The organism is Candidatus Clostridium helianthi, from assembly GCF_045310795.1.
Taxonomy (GTDB): Bacteria; Bacillota; Clostridia; order Clostridiales; family Clostridiaceae; genus Clostridium; species Clostridium helianthi.
In genome coordinates this window covers 56,879-75,140 of the sequence record NZ_JBJIAB010000019.1, presented here as the reverse complement: position 1 = coordinate 75,140, position 18,262 = coordinate 56,879, and the positions used below count along the sequence as shown (strand labels likewise).

Annotated in this window: 20 protein-coding genes; 17 read left to right on the top strand and 3 right to left on the bottom strand. The window is 27.7% G+C overall.

Going from position 1 to position 18,262, the window contains the following annotated elements; genetic code table 11:
- The first annotated feature begins 443 nt into the window (after positions 1 to 443).
- From ACJDTP_RS15290 to ACJDTP_RS15280, 3 genes are all read left to right on the top strand, one after another.
- Complete coding sequence (locus ACJDTP_RS15290; protein WP_406761723.1) at positions 444 to 731, top strand: hypothetical protein; 288 nt, start codon at positions 444 to 446, stop codon at positions 729 to 731.
- 133 nt (positions 732 to 864) lie between these two features.
- A complete protein-coding gene (locus tag ACJDTP_RS15285) occupies positions 865 to 1,293 on the top strand; it encodes an N-acetyltransferase (RefSeq protein WP_406761722.1) in 429 nt (142 codons plus the stop codon).
- A 299-nt stretch (positions 1,294 to 1,592) separates the two neighbouring features.
- Complete coding sequence (locus ACJDTP_RS15280) at positions 1,593 to 2,378, top strand: cell wall-binding protein (RefSeq protein ID WP_406761721.1); 786 nt, start codon at positions 1,593 to 1,595, stop codon at positions 2,376 to 2,378.
- A 566-nt stretch (positions 2,379 to 2,944) separates the two neighbouring features.
- Here the strand turns inward: ACJDTP_RS15280 and ACJDTP_RS15275 are convergent.
- Together ACJDTP_RS15275 and ACJDTP_RS15270 are read right to left on the bottom strand one after the other, a co-directional pair.
- A complete protein-coding gene (locus tag ACJDTP_RS15275; protein WP_173708699.1) occupies positions 2,945 to 3,991 on the bottom strand; it encodes a galactose ABC transporter substrate-binding protein in 1,047 nt (348 codons plus the stop codon).
- A gap of 441 nt (positions 3,992 to 4,432) precedes the next feature.
- Positions 4,433 to 4,753 carry a hypothetical protein gene (locus tag ACJDTP_RS15270; protein WP_171772348.1) on the bottom strand — a complete coding sequence of 107 codons (321 nt, stop codon included), beginning with the start codon at positions 4,751 to 4,753 and terminating at the stop codon, positions 4,433 to 4,435.
- Positions 4,754 to 5,100: 347 nt separating this feature from the next.
- Between ACJDTP_RS15270 and ACJDTP_RS15265 the strand changes: the two genes are divergently transcribed.
- The 4 genes from ACJDTP_RS15265 to ACJDTP_RS15250 all read left to right on the top strand — a co-directional run bounded on the left by ACJDTP_RS15265 (position 5,101) and on the right by ACJDTP_RS15250 (position 9,986).
- A complete protein-coding gene (locus ACJDTP_RS15265) occupies positions 5,101 to 5,490 on the top strand; it encodes a hypothetical protein (RefSeq protein ID WP_171772347.1) in 390 nt (129 codons plus the stop codon).
- Between the two features lie 67 nt (positions 5,491 to 5,557).
- Positions 5,558 to 6,370 (top strand): alpha/beta fold hydrolase, encoded by an 813-nt coding sequence (locus ACJDTP_RS15260; protein WP_406761720.1) that lies wholly within the window; start codon positions 5,558 to 5,560, stop codon positions 6,368 to 6,370.
- Positions 6,371 to 6,606: 236 nt separating this feature from the next.
- A complete protein-coding gene (locus tag ACJDTP_RS15255) occupies positions 6,607 to 9,327 on the top strand; it encodes a PAS domain-containing sensor histidine kinase (RefSeq protein ID WP_406761719.1) in 2,721 nt (906 codons plus the stop codon).
- Between the two features lie 383 nt (positions 9,328 to 9,710).
- Positions 9,711 to 9,986: a hypothetical protein gene (locus ACJDTP_RS15250; protein WP_077844348.1), complete on the top strand. Its 276-nt coding sequence runs from the start codon at positions 9,711 to 9,713 to the stop codon at positions 9,984 to 9,986.
- A gap of 109 nt (positions 9,987 to 10,095) precedes the next feature.
- Here the strand turns inward: ACJDTP_RS15250 and ACJDTP_RS15245 are convergent, their stop codons facing one another.
- Positions 10,096 to 10,239: a hypothetical protein gene (locus ACJDTP_RS15245; protein ID WP_017211888.1), complete on the bottom strand. Its 144-nt coding sequence runs from the start codon at positions 10,237 to 10,239 to the stop codon at positions 10,096 to 10,098.
- 550 nt (positions 10,240 to 10,789) lie between these two features.
- Between ACJDTP_RS15245 and ACJDTP_RS15240 the strand changes: the two genes are divergently transcribed.
- From ACJDTP_RS15240 to ACJDTP_RS15195, 10 genes are all read left to right on the top strand, one after another.
- On the top strand, positions 10,790 to 11,536 hold the full coding sequence (locus ACJDTP_RS15240) for a hypothetical protein (RefSeq protein ID WP_077844349.1): 747 nt from the start codon (positions 10,790 to 10,792) through the stop codon (positions 11,534 to 11,536).
- Between the two features lie 43 nt (positions 11,537 to 11,579).
- A complete protein-coding gene (locus tag ACJDTP_RS15235) occupies positions 11,580 to 12,170 on the top strand; it encodes an FtsX-like permease family protein (RefSeq protein WP_241394309.1) in 591 nt (196 codons plus the stop codon).
- Positions 12,171 to 12,346: 176 nt separating this feature from the next.
- Positions 12,347 to 12,847 (top strand): GNAT family N-acetyltransferase, encoded by a 501-nt coding sequence (locus ACJDTP_RS15230; protein WP_406761718.1) that lies wholly within the window; start codon positions 12,347 to 12,349, stop codon positions 12,845 to 12,847.
- 183 nt (positions 12,848 to 13,030) lie between these two features.
- Positions 13,031 to 13,573 (top strand): signal peptidase I, encoded by a 543-nt coding sequence (lepB, locus tag ACJDTP_RS15225; protein WP_406761717.1) that lies wholly within the window; start codon positions 13,031 to 13,033, stop codon positions 13,571 to 13,573.
- 275 nt (positions 13,574 to 13,848) lie between these two features.
- Complete coding sequence (locus ACJDTP_RS15220) at positions 13,849 to 14,370, top strand: GNAT family N-acetyltransferase (protein ID WP_078117141.1); 522 nt, start codon at positions 13,849 to 13,851, stop codon at positions 14,368 to 14,370.
- Positions 14,371 to 14,492: 122 nt separating this feature from the next.
- Positions 14,493 to 14,846 carry a hypothetical protein gene (locus ACJDTP_RS15215; RefSeq protein WP_406761716.1) on the top strand — a complete coding sequence of 118 codons (354 nt, stop codon included), beginning with the start codon at positions 14,493 to 14,495 and terminating at the stop codon, positions 14,844 to 14,846.
- 325 nt (positions 14,847 to 15,171) lie between these two features.
- Entirely contained in the window at positions 15,172 to 15,819 is a 648-nt protein-coding gene (locus ACJDTP_RS15210; protein WP_406761715.1) for a cyclase family protein, read from the top strand.
- Between the two features lie 26 nt (positions 15,820 to 15,845).
- Entirely contained in the window at positions 15,846 to 16,199 is a 354-nt protein-coding gene (locus tag ACJDTP_RS15205) for a VOC family protein (RefSeq protein WP_077844356.1), read from the top strand.
- 426 nt (positions 16,200 to 16,625) lie between these two features.
- Positions 16,626 to 16,754 (top strand): hypothetical protein, encoded by a 129-nt coding sequence (locus ACJDTP_RS15200; RefSeq protein ID WP_264646261.1) that lies wholly within the window; start codon positions 16,626 to 16,628, stop codon positions 16,752 to 16,754.
- Between the two features lie 47 nt (positions 16,755 to 16,801).
- The gene (locus ACJDTP_RS15195; RefSeq protein WP_406761743.1) at positions 16,802 to 18,058 is read left to right on the top strand and encodes an ATP-binding protein; all 1,257 of its coding nucleotides are present in this window, start codon (positions 16,802 to 16,804) and stop codon (positions 18,056 to 18,058) included.
- The last annotated feature ends 204 nt before the right edge of the window (positions 18,059 to 18,262 follow it).

Sequence of the window (18,262 nt, the reverse complement as noted above, 5' to 3'; positions counted from 1 at the left end):
GGAAATGGGGGAAACCCATATTTAAGAATTAGCTGTTTAGAAATTACATATAAATTGACACTGCAATATCTAATGATTTTGCGGTGTTTTTATATTAAATATTAAAATTATATAATGAAAGTTAATCTATTTGTCTGTAATTTTGTGGAAGTAATCAAATAATATGATATAATTAATTCATTATGGCAAATGTAAAATGATATTAAGTAGTTTTAATAATCCTTTAAGATATGAAATGCTAAGAGGTGTGCGAGCTTTTTGTATAGTAATATTTAATGAAGAAAATTACATGTTTGGTTGTTGCAGATTAATGATGCAAGCTAGTGATTTTATCAAGTATTTAAGTATCCTCATTATAAAAATATTGAAATAATAACATGTATAGACCTCGTTAATGAATATATATTAAAGATAGTAATTTTGATTTTAAGAGGTTTAGGATGATGTTAGAAATAAAAATAGTATTCAAAAGTGGATATATAGGGTATTTTACTCCTTTAACTGATGAAGAACCAACAGAAGAGAATATATTAAAATTAAGAGAACTTATAAGGAATGCAAAGCAACAGGGAATGAGAGGAAGTTTTGAATTAAAAGAGTTAAAAACAGGTTGTATAACTGTAATAGATATTCAAGAGGTTGCCACATTTGGCACTAAATTAATAGAAAAGACAGGGATGAATAATGAGCAAGTTAGCATAAGAATACGTAAGAAAAAGAAAAAAGCTTAAATTTACAATAAACATGAAGCTTATTGATAAGACTTAATTAATAATTTATAGACAGAGGAACTGTCCATTAAGTAAGGCATTCACAAAGTATAATGAAAATGGTTTTATTTTGGTAGGAAATAAGGAGAAGAAAATGATTAAAGATTTTAAATTAGATAATTTGGATAAGGTAATGGAAATCTGGCTTGATACGAATATAGAGGCTCATGATTTTATACCTAAAGAATATTGGAAGGATAATTTTGAATTAGTTAAGCAAATGCTTCCGGCAGCAGATATTTATATATTTGAAGAAAATAATGTTATAAAAGGATTTATAGGAATTGTAGAACAAAATTATATAGCTGGGCTTTTTGTTAAAAAAGAATATCAAAGAGAAGGCGTTGGTAAGAAGCTTATAGATTATTGTAAATCTAAATATGCTCATCTTACATTGCATGTATTTACAAAGAACATAACTGCAGTAAATTTTTATAAGAAGAATAATTTCAAAGTTATAGATGAACACATAAATGAAGATACAAAAGCAGTTGAGTATACAATGAGATTTGGAAAGAAATAGTTCATAAGGTTTTATTAGTATATACATGCGTTAATAAAAAATATTAACTTTAAACTTTAAGGAAGATAAAATAAAAGTTTTAAGTACCATATTTTGAAGTGAGGTTGTAGTACTTTTTTAGGCTAATAAAAATTTAATTTATGATAATTGTAATTTAGGATTAAGATTAAATTAATTTTTTTCAGCTATAATTAAAACACTTTGAAGCAATTAAAATTAATAATATACTAGTACTAAGATTTATTATACTGGAATTAGTTGCTGATAATTAGTAAGTATAAGAAATAGAGGTTGATAAAATGAAAGAACAATATCTAAAAAGATTAGTTGCAATTGGTTTAATATCTACAAGCGTTTTAGCAGTAGCTCCAATTAAAGCATTTGCAGCTTGGAAACAAGATAATGTTGGATGGTGGTATTCAGAAGGAGATGAATATGCTACAGGTTGGAGAAGCATTAATGGAGAATGGTATTATTTTGATGGAAATGGTTATATGAAAACAGGTTGGGTACAATATCAAGGAAAATGGTACTATTTATATAGTAGTGGTGCTATGGCTAAAAGTACTACAATTGAAGGCTATTCAGTAGATTCAAATGGAGCGTGGATTCAAAATTCTGATAGTACTACTGGAAATACAAATGCTACAGCATCCACAAATAATAATAGTGCAATCAATACTTCAACAAATGCTGACTCTGAATCTCAAAAGATAAGTGGTGTAACTGGTATAAAGTTTGCTGATGTTACCAAAATAGTATTTTCTGATGGAAGAGGAGGTAAATCAATAACAATAGATGATAAAGAGAAAGTTAAAGAGTTTATGGGGTATTTAGATGGGTATACCATTAAAAAAGCAACAAATGTTGAAGCTTCAGATGGATATATACATTCTGCACATTTTTACATAAATGATAAAGATGTGATGGATATAACATTTGTAAATCCTATAATTATTAATAATAACTATTATAACGTAATAAAAGGTGAATTAGACACAGATAAAATTGATAAATATCTAAAATCAATTGATTCCTCTTATGTTACAACAAGTGAATGGAATGATACTTATAAAAATCAATGAGATTAGTTAATGTTGTTAAAGCTTAAATATTAGAGTAAAGAATAAATAGTAGTATAATAAATATTGAGTTAAACAAAAAATATAATCATAATGAAAATTAAAAAAATGAGCAAAATAAATTGGCAGCAGCCATAAATTTAGAAGTACATTTTAGTAGATAAAATTATTCATATTTTTACATTAGGTATCTACCGTAAAAATGATATCAAAAATTTAGCTGCTGTCTTTGGTTTTGTATTAAAGAACTAAAGAATATGTCATTAATTTATAACATAAATTTCAGTGAGAAGTGAAGAAAATGTCATTTACAATGATTAATATATTATCGATTAGTTAAAATGTTACTAAAAATGTTTTTTTAAAGATTAGTTATATAAATATAAATATAAATATAAATAAGGCAGCAATTTAAAATGCTGCCTTATCTTGTATATAATGTTAGGAGAATAGTAATTCATGTCTAATATAATTATAGACAAAAATAGTTATATATAATCATTAAATAGAATAATAATTTTCATATAATTAAGATAGCTAATGAAGAAAAGTTATTTATAATTAAAAAACTATGATTGTTTAGAATATTCCTTGTAAGGAATCCTAACTGTATTACCTGTATCATCGAATTTATAATTTGTTCCATTAAGCGGATTTTGCCCTGAAATAATATTCATTCCTATGGAATAAACTGCGTTTGCATAATCTAAAGGATCTTGTATAACAGTCCCAGTCATAGAACCCTGTTTAATCAATTCAGTAGCCTCTGGTAAGCCGCCAACTCCAACAACGGGAATATATTTGGATTTATTTCCCTTGTTATATCCATACTTTTGGAGGGCTTCAACAGCACCTACGGCCATGTCATCACTATTTGCAATTATCATTTCAGTTTTACCATTCTGTGTTAATATAATTGATTCTATAGTATCTCTCGCACATTCCTTATCCCAATTACAAGAATTAGATGAAATTGCTTGAGTTTTAATTCCTGCTTCATTAAGTGTTTGGATTGGGTATTTACTTCTAGCATCAGCAGCAGGATCACTTACAGATCCTTTTAGAATTACGTACTGCACTATGTTGTCTTTATTATGGTCTAGATATGTTTTATTTGTATTCCACTCATTAATGAGAAGTTTGCCTTGCATAATGCCAGATTGCTCATCATCTCCGCCTATGATGATAGTTCTAGGGTATTCTTTAGCAAAATTTGATACTTGTCTGCTTGGTGATGTTAATAGTATAAATGGAATATTCTTTTGACGTATCATGTCAAAAGTGTTTTTTAATTCTTCTAGTTTGAAAGTAACTGGTTCTATTACAAAAAGATTAAAATCTTGATCAAGTGCCTTAGTAATGTTATCATTTTCAGTTCCTTGATTTCTTTCTGAATCAAATACAGTAAATTGAACTTTATTTTCATTTTCTTTTTCGATGCGTTGCAGACTTTCTGAAAAATGGGAAAGAAATAGTTCATCAGTATCCAGTAGAAATACTGCTATTTTGACTGGATTATTATTAGTAGTATTTGGGCTAGCATATGTGCTAATTTCAATAATATTTAATAAAAAAATAGCGAGAATTAATAAAAGGAGCTTTTTTAATATATTCATTGTAATCCTCCATGTAATTACTTAGATTAGGAAATCATAATAATAGATTATCTCTGATTATAAAATTTATTCGTTAGAATTATAAGCTGATTTCAAGCCCTCAAGATCATACAATAGTTCCGATTGGAAATTGTGAATACAATCATTTAATGGTTTTGCTATTTAAGATTGTAAGATATTTTAATGAGAGTAGTGAAAAATGTAATTGAATTATACTATTGTAAATGAATTCTAAAAGGAATTGTAACTAAAAATGTTATAAAAATATCACACTGTTTATTTGAGTACAGCGTGATGTTCTCATAACATTTTTAAATTTAAAATATAATAATAGATAGAATTTAACATAAATATATAAAAAGTAAATAAAGAAGTTAATAGTTAATTAAAAATCGTTGTCTATGATTATCAGCACAATAAAAATATAATAAATAAGCATTTTTAAGTAAATGTTACTGGACTAGTGCCAAAAATTATTATAGATGAACCATAGTCAAGAGGTTTTATAGTATGTTGAGGCGATTGGGGACCAAGACGTATTAATTCCTGCAACTGCTGATCGCTATCGATGACTATTATAATAACTCTACTATTTGGTGAGTCAATTTTAGCATTTATAGGTGAGCCTATTTTTAAATTTGCATCTCTTGCGCTGTATATTCCTTGACTAAGCGTTTTGCCAACTTGGCCATAGGCAAGTTGCGATATGGTAGCAGATGAGATTAATAAAAATATAAAAATTAATATAACATATCGTTTCATTGAAACTATCAACCTTTCATAGATTTATATTATTTAAATAATGTATTAATTATTATGTGAATATTAAGTGAAATTATTCAAAGGAATTAATCAAGAGTTGGTGGATTTTATAATTAGATTAAAGGTAGTTCAATCTAATTTATTAGATAAAGCTAGAGAATTTGTTAGTTTGGGATTATAGCCAAAGAGATATGTGTGAATAAGTTTGGGATTTGAAACGTATCGGAAATAAATGGTATTAATAAATTTTAGATATTATAATGTTGTAGGAAATAAATGTATAAACATATTTAAATATAAGTTCATATATTATTAACTAGAATAAATAATACTAAAGGAAGAGTAGAATGCAATCTTCTTACGAAGCTTCAGCTGACAAAATAGAATTTACAGAAATATTAGGTAGGTATTCATTTAAAACATCTATAGATAATGGAGCAATAGATGGAATTGTAAATTTAACTGAGCTAGCTCCAAATGGAGTTGTTGGTCGATATCCGTATATTTATGGATATTATAATGCAAGTATATTAACTCTAACAGGGATATGGTCAACAGTATCTTATCCTTATGCGTACCCTGAAAGCGCTTGTGTATTTGGCGCGTTTAAATTTTATTTCTATAAAAAGAATGGAAAGATAGGATTTAATGGCACATGGGGATGTGGACGTAATCAATATGGAGGTCTTAATGGTGTTGATTATTGGAATGGTGTAAAAATAGAAAATCAAAATTGATTATTCACAAATTCCTATTCTAATCGATATGATATAGATTATAGATAGTTTTTTGGAGGTTATTATAATGGGTTACTATGTCAAAGTAGAACCAGATGTAAAGATCTATGTAGAAGACCTTAATGAGGGTGCCGATAAAACAATTTTATTTATACACGGTTGGCCAGGAAGTCATAAACTGTTTGAATATCAATTTGATGTTTTGCCAAAGATGGGATATAGATGCATTGGTATAGATACAAGAGGATTCGGAGAGTCAGATAAACCATATAAGGGCTACAATTTTGATACCTTGTCAGACGATGTTAAATGCGTAATTGATACATTAAAGTTGAAGGATATAACATTAGCAGGACATTCAAATGGAGGCGGAATTGCTGTTAGATATATGGCTCGTTATAAAGGTTATGGAGTATCAAAACTTGCTCTTTTTGGGGCAGTAGCTCCAAGTCTTATTAAACGTCCCGATTTTCCTTATGGTTTAGATAAAGAAACAGTTCTGCAGCTAATTGAAGGAACGTATACCGATAGATCTAAAATGCTTCAAGGATTTGGGGATATGTTTTTTTATCAACATATAACAGAAGCTTTTTCACAGTGGTTCTTTCAATTAGGATTACAGGCAGCGGGATGGTCAACAGCAGCAATTGCAAAGGCCTGGATAAATGAAGTTTTCTTTTCTGATTTAGAAGAGATAGATGTTCCAACTCTAATTATTCATGGAATCCATGACAAAATTGTTCCATTCGAATTAGGACAGATACAAGAAAAGATGATTAAGAATTCTAAGCTTATTCCATTCAAATACAGTGGACATGCAGCGTTCTATGATCAACGTGAAGAATTTAATGAAGAGCTAATGAAGTTTATTGAAGAATAAGATTTTATAGTTAAGAAAATATTTTTATAAAAATATTTTGTATGAATAGTTACTTTAATACCGCATGATTCATTAATTTGGATTTGCGGTATTTTTTATTGAATAAATGTGCAGAATTGCTCGATAATATGCCTATTAACATAGGAGACCGGTAGTATTACATGGAATATCATGGTAAGATAATGAATAGGTGCAAAAGCACAAATGAAAAAAGCTGAAAATTGGAGGGCTTTATTATGGAATTATATAACTCCTTCGATTTCATTGGGGAACAATCATATATAATGGTAGACAATGGGATCGCTACTGAAATCAGTAAGTTATTTATTGAAATGACTGAATATTCAGAGGAAGAACTATTAAATAAAAATATTAAAGAATTATTCAATATATTGAAAATCGGGCCTAATGCCGATTTAGAAGATATTGATGATGAGAAAGATTACTTTCTATTTACTAAATCATTAGATGCTAGGTTTATAAATATAGATGTGGCAGAAGGTGCATATGGAAAGGTGTATATTTTCTCAGAAAAACCAAATTCACGTCTTAATGTTAAATTCTCAGCAGTAGAAGCTCTATGCTCTCATAACAAATTTGGAATTGCTATTTTTAGCACGCCAGATCTAACTTTATTGAAAGCAAATCAAACTTATCTAAACTTTCTCGATAAACCATTTAATAGTATAGAAAATTCAATAGGTAAAAGATTAAATGAAATAATAAAAGGATGGACTGGAAGTTCATCAGAGGAAGTATGGAAAGACATACTTTCAACAAAGAAACCGTTTTACAGTGATGAATATATGTTTGAATTTGAAAGAGGAGTGACATATTGGGAGGCTAGTCTTGCTCCGGTTTTTGAGGATGGAACTTTAAAATATTGCATTGAAATTACAACAGATATAACAGAAAAAGTTTTAGACAGAAAAAGAATGGAAGAGCAAACAAAGGTTATTAAAAAACAAAATGAACAGCTGATGATGCAGGCAAACCTATTAAATCTTTCCCACGATGCTATCTTAGCTTGGGAGATTAATGGGTCTATTATATATTGGAACAGGGGAGCAGAGGAAAAGTATGGTTATAGCAGCGAAGAAGCTATAGGAAGTATTAGTTATGAACTGCTAAAAACTACATTTCCTATTAGCTTTAGCAGTATAAAATCAACACTTTTAAGTGATGGAATTTGGCATGCTGAAATAGAGCAAACAAAAAAAGATGGCAGCAAGCTTTTTGTTGAAACTAGATTGCAGTTAATAGTAGATGAGAATGGTAAACAAATTGTCCTTGAAACTAATCGTGATATTACTGAACGAAAAGAAATGGAAGTAGAGTTAAAGAAACACAGAAAATTGCTTCAAGCTATTGTTGATAATTCTCCTGATAATTTATCTGTAATCGATGGTGAAGGCGATTATCTATTTTATAAAAACCAATTCATAAAAAAAGTTGCAACTAAATTCAATAATATAGATGATATATATGCTGTAGCGAAACTTTATGACAGTAATGGGGATAAGCTTGCTGGTGAGAAGCACGTTGGATATCGTGTATTAAATGGGGAAACTGTAGAAAATGAAATTGTTATAGCTAAGTTAGATGATAAGGAATATTATGTTCTTTGCTATGCAACACCAATTTATGATTCAGAGGGGAATTTTTTGTGGGGAATTTGCTATAACAGAGATATAACAGATTTAATTGAAATGGATAAAGAGTTGAGAAGGCAAAAAAAATTGTTAGAAACCGTACTTGATAATATGCAAGAGTCAATTTATGTATTTGACAAAGATGGTAAGTATATAATTAAAAATAAAGTGGCTAGGGAACGTTTTTCTGGAGAGTTTAAAGAGTTAGGTGAAGGTTATAAAGTTACAGAACTTTATGATTTAGAAGGAAACAAAATGTCAATAGAGGAAACTCCAATATATCGTGTGAAATCTGGAGAAATAGTAAGAAATAATATTGTGAAGTTTAAAAAAGATGATATGGAATATTACAATATCATTAGTGGAACGCCGATTTATGATAATAGTTTTAACTTATTATATGGAGTGGTAAGTTTTCTTGATGTAACAGAGATGATGAAAAACCAACAAGATTTACAAGAAGTACAAGAAAAGTTGCTAGCTGTAGAGCGTGAAAAAAACGAAGGACTTGAGCAGGCAATGGAGATGAAAGATGAGTTTTTATCATTTATTTCTCATGAATTCAGAACACCACTTAATGTAATTAATACAGCTATACAAACTTTAAACTTAGTTTACTCAAATCAAATGACTGAGAAGATAAAAACATATATGGGAACTATTAAGCAAAATACTAATAGGCAATTAAGATTGGTTAATAATATTCTTGATATTACTCGTGTTAATGCAGGTCGGATCACGATAAATAAAAAGAATATAGATATAGTTTTTTTAACAAAAGCTATAACTGAATCTGTATATGAATTTGCATCAAAAAAGGGTGTAAGGTTAACTTTTGTATCAAAACTTACGAAAAAGATAATAGGGACTGATGATGAAAAATATGAACGAATTATTTTAAATCTTCTTTCCAATGCAATAAAGTTTACACCAGCAGGAAAATCTATTGTTGTAAATTTACATTCTGCGAAAACTAATATATGTATTGAAGTAAAAGATAATGGAATAGGTATACCAAGAAATAAGATAGATGTAATATTTGAAAGATTTGGGCAGGTAGAGAGTTCTTTATCAAGGCAGGCAGAAGGAACAGGTATAGGATTGTCATTGGTAAAGAGGTTTGTTGAAGCATTGGGTGGAAGTGTAAGTGTAAAAAGTAATTTAGGCAAAGGTACAACTTTTAAAATATTACTTCCTAATGAGAAAGTAATAGAAGAGAAAAACGAAAAACCAATGATTGATTTAATGACTGATAATAGACTTGTTCAAACTACCAATATAGAATTTTCTGATATATATTTATAACTATAGGTATTCAGATATGAATGTTTTATGGTGTAAATAATACAGTAATATAGTAGGTATAAAATTATTTGGAGGTGAATTATTATATTTTTTATAGAAAAAATAATAAGGAATAGGAGCTGGTAACGCATAGTTAAGCTCCTATTCTAATGAAACAAGTGACAACTACCATTTTGAGGAAATGGTCGGGGTGTAGTTAGTGGCAGCTATCAGATTGCACTATTATTATGTGAAAGAATGAGATAGATATTCTAATTATATTTTACAATAATTTCAGATTGCAGGGGATTATAGATGATTTAACATAGACTGTTTCAAAGATGGACATTTTGGAAAGAATTAAAATTAATAGACTATGTTAAATCAAAGGAGATAATACAATTATGATGTGTAGTGGAGAGCTATTAGAAGAAAAAGTACAGGAATTTTGCAAGAATAACAACAGGGATGAAGGACAAATATGGCAGGTTATAAATAATGTTCATACAAGGACGTATGGACGTAACATAATGTGGGAAAAGGAACAATATCAAAAAGAAAATAACTTGGAAGATATACCAATGGCTGAACAATTTGCTAAATTAAATTTGGTCCATAGAGCAATAGAAATATTAAAAGGGCTCCAAGAATGTATTAAAAATGGTTGGGAGTTAGAATAGAAGGCCTACTTCAATTAATATGAATATTAAAGTTAAATGGAAAATTAAGATGAAAATCTAAAGCCTAAGTATGGCTTTAGATTATGATGGTTTTGGATAAGGCTTTTAATTATTTGCTTTCAACCTTGAAATCTCTTAAGCAAGCTACAATGTTTCCATTACCTCGATGAAAATTTACACATTCGCAGCACTTACCATGTCTTTCGCAATTAATATTAGAGCATGTACAATTCTTTTCGTTACAACCAGCCATTTTGAATTCCCCCTATTATCTAGACAAAATATTTTAACTCATTAACAATTATAAACTAATTCCTATGAAATATATAGAAAAGTAAAGATGACTACTGAAATTTTAATGACGAGAATTTGTATGCATAAATTGTCTTTAACTTAAAAAGCTTATTAATTAAAGTTGTATTGTTCATTTTGTAGGTAACGAAATAATAAATAGATTAAAAGGTAATAATAGAATATTATAATTTAAGTCGAAAACTTAAAATAAAGCCAGAAAACACCCGTTAAGGTAGATTAAGTTGAAAATACTTAATCTACCTTTCTATTTATTTGATATTAACACAATGTTTATACAGAATAATGATAAAATTACAATATATGTTATAATTAAGAACGAGAATGAATTGATACTAGATAAGGTGAAGCTGTTATTTATGGAAATCTAGATAAAAAAGCAACAGATTACAATTTGAAAAATTGTCACTTAAATTTTTAGAAATTGTTCTATTTGGTCTCTATAAATAGCTATGTAATAAATTTATATCCAATAGAAGGAGTAATAAGATATGAAGAAGATAATTTCGGTAATGATATGTATTAGTACAATGTTTACATTAACATCATGCTATAAGGAACATAACACTAATTTTTTTGAGGAAGCATCACCATATACTAAGGAAGATGAAAGCAACTATAGCTATGAGGCTAATGATAATAAATTGGTGATTAGCAATAAATGCAGTAATTTAGAAATTACAAAGAGTGACACTAATGAAATAAAGATTAGTATGAGAAAATCTGTTGGAGGAAAAGATGAAGAAAAGTTGCAAGAAGCACTAGATAATATTAAATGCACATTTTCAGGTGATACTGTTACTATAGGGCCTGAAAAGGACGATGGATTTCTTGTAAATTCAAGAAATGTTGAATCTACAATTAGTATTCCTGAAAATATTACTGTGTTAGATTTAGAAAGCAGTGTTGGAAATGTTGGATTAGAAGGAAATTATAACGATTTAAAAGCTGACATCAAGACAGGAAATTTATCGTATAAAGGAGAACTAAAGCAGGGAAATATGACAGATAATGTTGGTAACATTAAGTTGGACTTACAGAGCTTGGATTCTGCGTATAAGTATAATATTAATGATAAGGTTGGAGACGTACAGATTAAAATACCTAAAGAAAGCTCCATCAATCTAACTGGTCCAGCTAATAGAGGTATTGAAGTGGGAAATGATGTTAAAATAGATAATAATAGTGCTACATTTAATATAAACTCAAAAGTATCAAATGTAAAAATAGATAGCTAAAGAGATTTGCAAAATTACATATGCAAATAAAAGGAGAAACAGCATGATGAATATTGATAAATTTAAATACTTTTCTTTAGATGCAGTAAAGAGTCTGAAACGAAATTCTACAACAACAATCGTTTCAGTAACTACTATATCTGCAACTTTCTTTATTAATGGATTATTTTTATTGTTTTTGCTATCAATTGGCAGAAGCTTTGAAAGTATTTCCACTGAGAATCAAGCTATGCAAGAAATGATTTTGATTCTAAGATGTTTTAAATTTGCAATTTTTATTGTAATACCATTAGTTTCAGTACTTTTAATTATAAATGCGATTAAAATAGTTCTATTCTCAAGAAGAAGTGAAATAAGTATAATGAAACTTATTGGAGCTACTAATTGGTTTATTAGATGGCCATTTATTATTGAAGGAGCATTTATAGGGATTGCAGGTGCTTTTGCAGGATATTTATCTCTGTTTTTCGTATATAGTTTTATTTATACTAAAGCAATGGAGTATGCACCGGATTTTAGCCTTTTAAAACCTACATTTATAACCAATATAATGCTTTTTCCATTTGAAATGTCTGGAATTTTTATAGGTTTTATAGGAAGTATAATAGCTTTAAGAAAATTCTTAAATGTATAAGATTCGATACTAAATGGATTAATTGTTTGAAGATTTACTATTATATAAAGTTGAAAAAATGATATGATGATTTACAGATAAATTAGTGTTATTTCTAAGAGATTTCACTACTTAATCAGAAAGAAATTTGTATGCAGTGTTCTAATAATTAAATTTATAGAAAGAAGGAAATAAATATGGAATTTAGTATTCGTCCAATGGAGGAAGAAGATTGGAATAGTGTTGCTAATATTTATATGGAAGGAATAAAAACTAAAAGGGCTACATTTCAAGCAGAAATTCCTAGATACCAAGATTGGGACAAGGGGCATTTAAATATAGGAAGGTTTGTTGCTACTAATAGTGATAATAGAATTATTGGTTGGATAGCGCTAAGCCCAACAAGTAGTAGATGTGTGTATAAAGGTGTTGCGGAAGTCAGCATCTATATTAGTGAATCTTGTAGGAGGAATAATGTTGGATATGAACTTATGAATAGAGTAATAGAGGAAACCGAAAAAGAAAATATATGGACACTGCAATCAGGAATATTTTCTGTTAATGAAGCAAGTATTAAATTACATGAAAAATGTGGTTTTAGAGTTGTTGGAGTAAGAGAAAAAATTGGATGTGATGCTGATGGAATATGGCATGATACTATTCTTATGGAGAGACGAAGTAAAATAGTAGGTATATAGAAAAGATGACAGTGCTAAGAGTTAACAATTATTAATTATTCTATATTTTATTTATGGCGATTAATTAGAGAAAACCATATTATTTAAGATAGATTTAAAATATAAGTGAATAATACGATATTCTTGATATGTGATATAATAATTAGAAGATAAAAAAAGGATCAACACAAAAGGAGAGAAGTAATGGACAGTACAGTTAATCACAATTATAAGAATCAAGGTATAAAATTTTTTAAGGAATGGGTAATTCCAATAGCAGTAGCCCTTATAATAGCTATGTTAATAAAGAATTTCTTATTTTTTAACATATATGTTCCTAGTGAATCAATGGTACCTACTATAAACGTCGATGATAAGATGGTTGTTACAAAAATATATAATATGGGCAATATTAAAAGGGGAGACATTATTGTATTCTATTCTGATGAATTAAAGGAAACACTTATTAAAAGAGTTATTGGGCTACCAGGAGATCACATTGTAATACATGATGGCATCGTTAATATAAATGGAAATGATATTAAAGAAGATTATGTAAAAAACAATGAAAAATATAATAGAACCTTTGATGTTCCAGAAGATAAGTTTTTCTTTTTAGGCGATAATAGACCTGATTCTTTGGATTCAAGAAGATGGAAAAACCCATATATAGATAAAAGTAATATAAAAGGTAAAGCTGTTTTTAGATTTTATCCATTTAGTAAAATGGGTTCATTATCACAGTAAAAAATAATAGTAAATAACATATTAAAAATCGCAGTATTCACAATAATATACTCTACTTAAAGTAACAGATTTTGATTTTTTTATCTGTCTGCTTTAAAGAGAATAGATTGTAAGTGAATTTGTGATTTTTTATAATTTAGCTCTAAAATTCTAAAAATAGTTTGGATTTCATTAATAAATAAAATTGATGTAGATGAGATTAAAATATAGAAATCTAATCTAAATATATATAATAGGTAATTAAAAATAATATAATAGAGTAATTGGAGGAGAGAATGAACAGATTAAATTTAATTTTACCAACTTTAGAAGATAAGAAAAAACTCATGGATTATAAAAGAGAGTTTATTGAAAATAATGACAGCATGGATGGTACAGCTGGATTAGGTATTGCTGAAACTTTTGAAGAATGGTATAGCGCATTTTGTGATAATTCAAAAGAAGAAACTGTAAGAGATGGCTTAGTTCCTGCAACTACATACATGGCTGTTTCTGTTAGCGATGGACATCTAATTGGAATGATTGATATTAGACACCGATTAAATGACTATCTTTTAAACTTTGGTGGTCATATAGGTTACAGTGTTAGAAAATCAGAAAGACGACAAGGATATGCAACAGAGATGTTAGGACTAGCACTAAAGGAATGTGTAAAATTAGGAATTAAGAAAGTATTAATCACTTGCAACAAAAATAATATTGGCTCTGCAAAAACAATAGTAAATAATAATGGAATATTGGAAAATGAAGTGGATGAAGGAAATAGGATTACACAAAGGTATTGGGTTTATTTATAATATCTGTAAAGTTTCAAATATTACTAATTCTTATATAGAATAGAATTCTTATAATAGCTAAATATAAATATTATTTAGTTTTATATAGTTAGTATAATTTCTATAAAAGGAGCGAATTAGTAATGAGAAAAAAAATAAACAGACTATTAGTGATAATAGTAGTTATACTATTAGCAATGACGAATTTAGCATATGCACAGCCAATACCTAAGCAGAATATACAATATGGACCTAAAATATCAGAATTAAAGAATAAACAAGATATTATAAAAAACTTCCAAGATATTAAAACTATAAGAACTAATATAGCTACTATAAATATAACTCAAAACTCAACAAATGAACAATTAATTGCAGTAAATACAAATATAAGAAATTATATTAATGAATATCAACAAGTTATTCGTAATTTAGAAGAACATAAGAGAACTTATAGTGATTCAAATTCAGATGTATTTTTTTCAGAACAAATATAATTTATAGCTCAAAGTTTTATTATAAGTCTACGTCACCAACAAAATTTAATACGAGGGCTTCAAGGAAATGAAGAAGAGGCCAAAAGGCTATTTTATTCAAGTTACTTAATACCTGCATACTACTATCTGACTTTAGGCGATGAAATGACAGCGTATATTGATAACTATTTTACTCTACCATCTTAAACTTAAAGAAAATTTTAAACAAGTTTATAATTTTATATCCAAAGGTCGCATATCAGAATTATATGCGATCTTTTTATATTATAATATTTATAGAATGAAAAATATTACATTAAATCATGTAAAGAAAGTGGGGATTAATATGAAAGTAATAGATTTAACACATACCATTTCAGAGAATATGCCGGTATATCCAGGAACAGAGAAACCTAAATTAGAAGTTGCAAGTACCTATGAGAAAGATGGTTTTAAGGAAACATTGTTAATTATGTTTTCTCACACAGGAACGCATATGGATTCTCCGTCGCACTTATTTTCTCAAAGAACAACTTTGGATTCATTTAATGCGGAACAGTTTGTTGGAAAAGGCATAGTAGTTGATTGCAGCAATTTAAAAGAAGGTCAAAAGATTACGATGAAGTATATTGAAGCTGTAAAAGAAAAAGCAGATATAGCACAGTATATTTTGTTTTATACAGGTTGGGATAAATACTGGGGGACGGATGCTTATTTTGGAAATTATCCATATATTACAGAAGAAGTAGCTGAATACTTAATAAAAAGTAAGAAGAAAGGGGTAGGAATAGATGTTATAGGAATCGATCCTATTAAAGATGAAAATTTAACTATTCATAAAAAGCTTTTTGCTGAAACAGACATAGTTGTAATAGAAAATTTGACATCTTTAGATAAAGTGGGAAATGACATTTTTACATTCTGTGCTCTTCCAATAAAATTTAAAGATTCGGATGGAGCGCCTGTTCGTGCAATAGCTATTCTAGAGGATTAGTTATTCAAGTAGAAAGGAGGGATAAAATGAATTGTATTATTAAATCTCTATACCTATGTGTTAAGGATATGAATAGAGCAATTGATTTTTATGAAAATTTATTTGAGCAAACTGTAACCGTTCGAGATGAGATTTATAGTGTGTTTGATATTAATGGTTTTCGTCTCGGCTTGTTTGCTTATGAAAAAGTTAATGAAAAACATGTTTTTGGAAATAATTGCTTACCAAGCTTAGAAGTTAATAGTTTTGATGTTCTTAAAAAGAAATTAGAAAAATTAGAAATTGTATTTCCAATAAAACAGATTGGAGATAATTGGGTTGCTGAATTTAAAGATAGTGAAGGTAATCATATTGAAATAACAACTCCTATAACAAATTAGAAGTTTGAAAATAAAAAGCAGTAGATATAAAAAGTGAATTATTAAGAACTGAAAAGTATAAATTTTATCTATGTGTAAAAGTTTATGTAACATGCAAGTATTTATAAATAAGGTGCATATTAAATCAAACTTGCTTTAACATGAATTAAGTTTATTATTGTTTTAAAAATAAAATACAATGAGGCTTTTTGGTTAATATGACTATAATTGTTGAATAATTGCACAATAAATATTATAATGTAATTAATGGAATAATTAGGTTTGAAAGAAGTTGAAGGAATTTATTTGATGATCTAACACATAATGAAAATTGATAAACATACATTTCCAATTTTACATCTCTGATTTATTAAATAAAATTACTTCTCTTTATATGTCGATGTAATTATTCTAAATAATATAAATAATAATTAAGAGGTGGGTATTATGGGAATAAAAAAAATGATTGCAAATTTATTATTAAGTCTTTCAAGATCTATGACTAAATCCCCTATGGTGTCATTTGTATCAGCTGGAATTGAAGATATGCCAGAGTCTATGAAGAATTTAAGATAATAAGCGTTAACAATCAATTAACATTATAAAGGGGATGTAAATTGGAAGTGCAATATATTGATGCATTAATTACTATTTTTCAAAGTATATTATTTACTTGTATAGTTAATTATTGTTTGGAAGATGATAAAATAAAAGACAACAAAAAATTAATTTTATGTATAATGTTATTATCGGTAGATGGATTTTCTATTACATACTTATTTGGAAATTCATCAGTATGCATATTTGTAACACATGGGTTAAGTATACTAATTGTATATTTGATTTTTGGAAAAAGGATGCTGAAACCAATAGTAGCTTATAGTTTAATATATTCTATAGTAGTAATTTGGATATCTGTATTTAGTAATATATCATATTTAATATTAAATAATTTTTTGATACACGATATCGATATATTAAATATTACGCTTGTATATATTTCTCAAATATTCTTATTTGTTTTATGCTTTTTATTTAGAAGCAAGATTAGGCAGATTTATAAGCTATTACTAGACGAAAGTAACTCCGTACAATACATAATTATAATAAGTTTCTTTCCTGATTTTTTGATTTCTTTATATAATATTTCAGATAATATAGAGCCTATATTATCAAGAAATATTATACTTATAGCTTTAATTGCATTTATAATCTTTAATGTAATAGATTTTAGAAAGACAAAGAAAAATTCAGATGAAATACATAAATTAAATAGAATTTTAACATCAAAAAATACTGAGCTTAAAAATATAAAAGATAATTACAATCTAAATATTTTAAGCTTATATGAACTTTGTGATATGAATATGTATCAAGATACGTCTAACTTATTGAAAAAAATTATAAATACATACCAAAATAGCGGAAATGTTTATGAAAAGGATGCTGAGGGTTCTTCACTTTTATCTCTAGCGACTAAACATGTTACAAGAGATGATGTAAAAGTTATTGTATCAGATAATGCTAATTTTAGGTTAACAACAATGAAAGAGATGGATTTATATCGAATAATAATTAATATAGTCAACAATGCGGTAAAGGCTATGAAGAATAAGGGAACTATAATTGCTGAATCATACGAGGATTTAAACAATATAGTTATAAATATAGCAAATGACGGGGAAAAGATTCCCGATAACATAATTAATAAAATTTTTGATTCTGGATTTACTACTAAAAATAATAATAACAAGAATCATGGCTATGGTTTAAGTATAGTAAGAGAATTAATTGAAAAGCATAATGGAAGAATTAAAGTTGAAAGCAATGAATATATGACTAAATTTACGATTGTGCTACCAATAAATGTGGCTGCATAATTACATATATATTTAGATAATAAAGGAACATCTTTTTAATAAAAACAGCTATTGGACTTTTTCACTATATCTGAAAGTGGAAATCCAATAGCTGCTTTTTTATTCCCTTTATGAATTGTAACTTCCTAAATAAGTCTTTTCCATGAATCATATCGTCAAGGGGCATAATGTCTACAGATTTAACTTAAATATAAATTTCTAGAT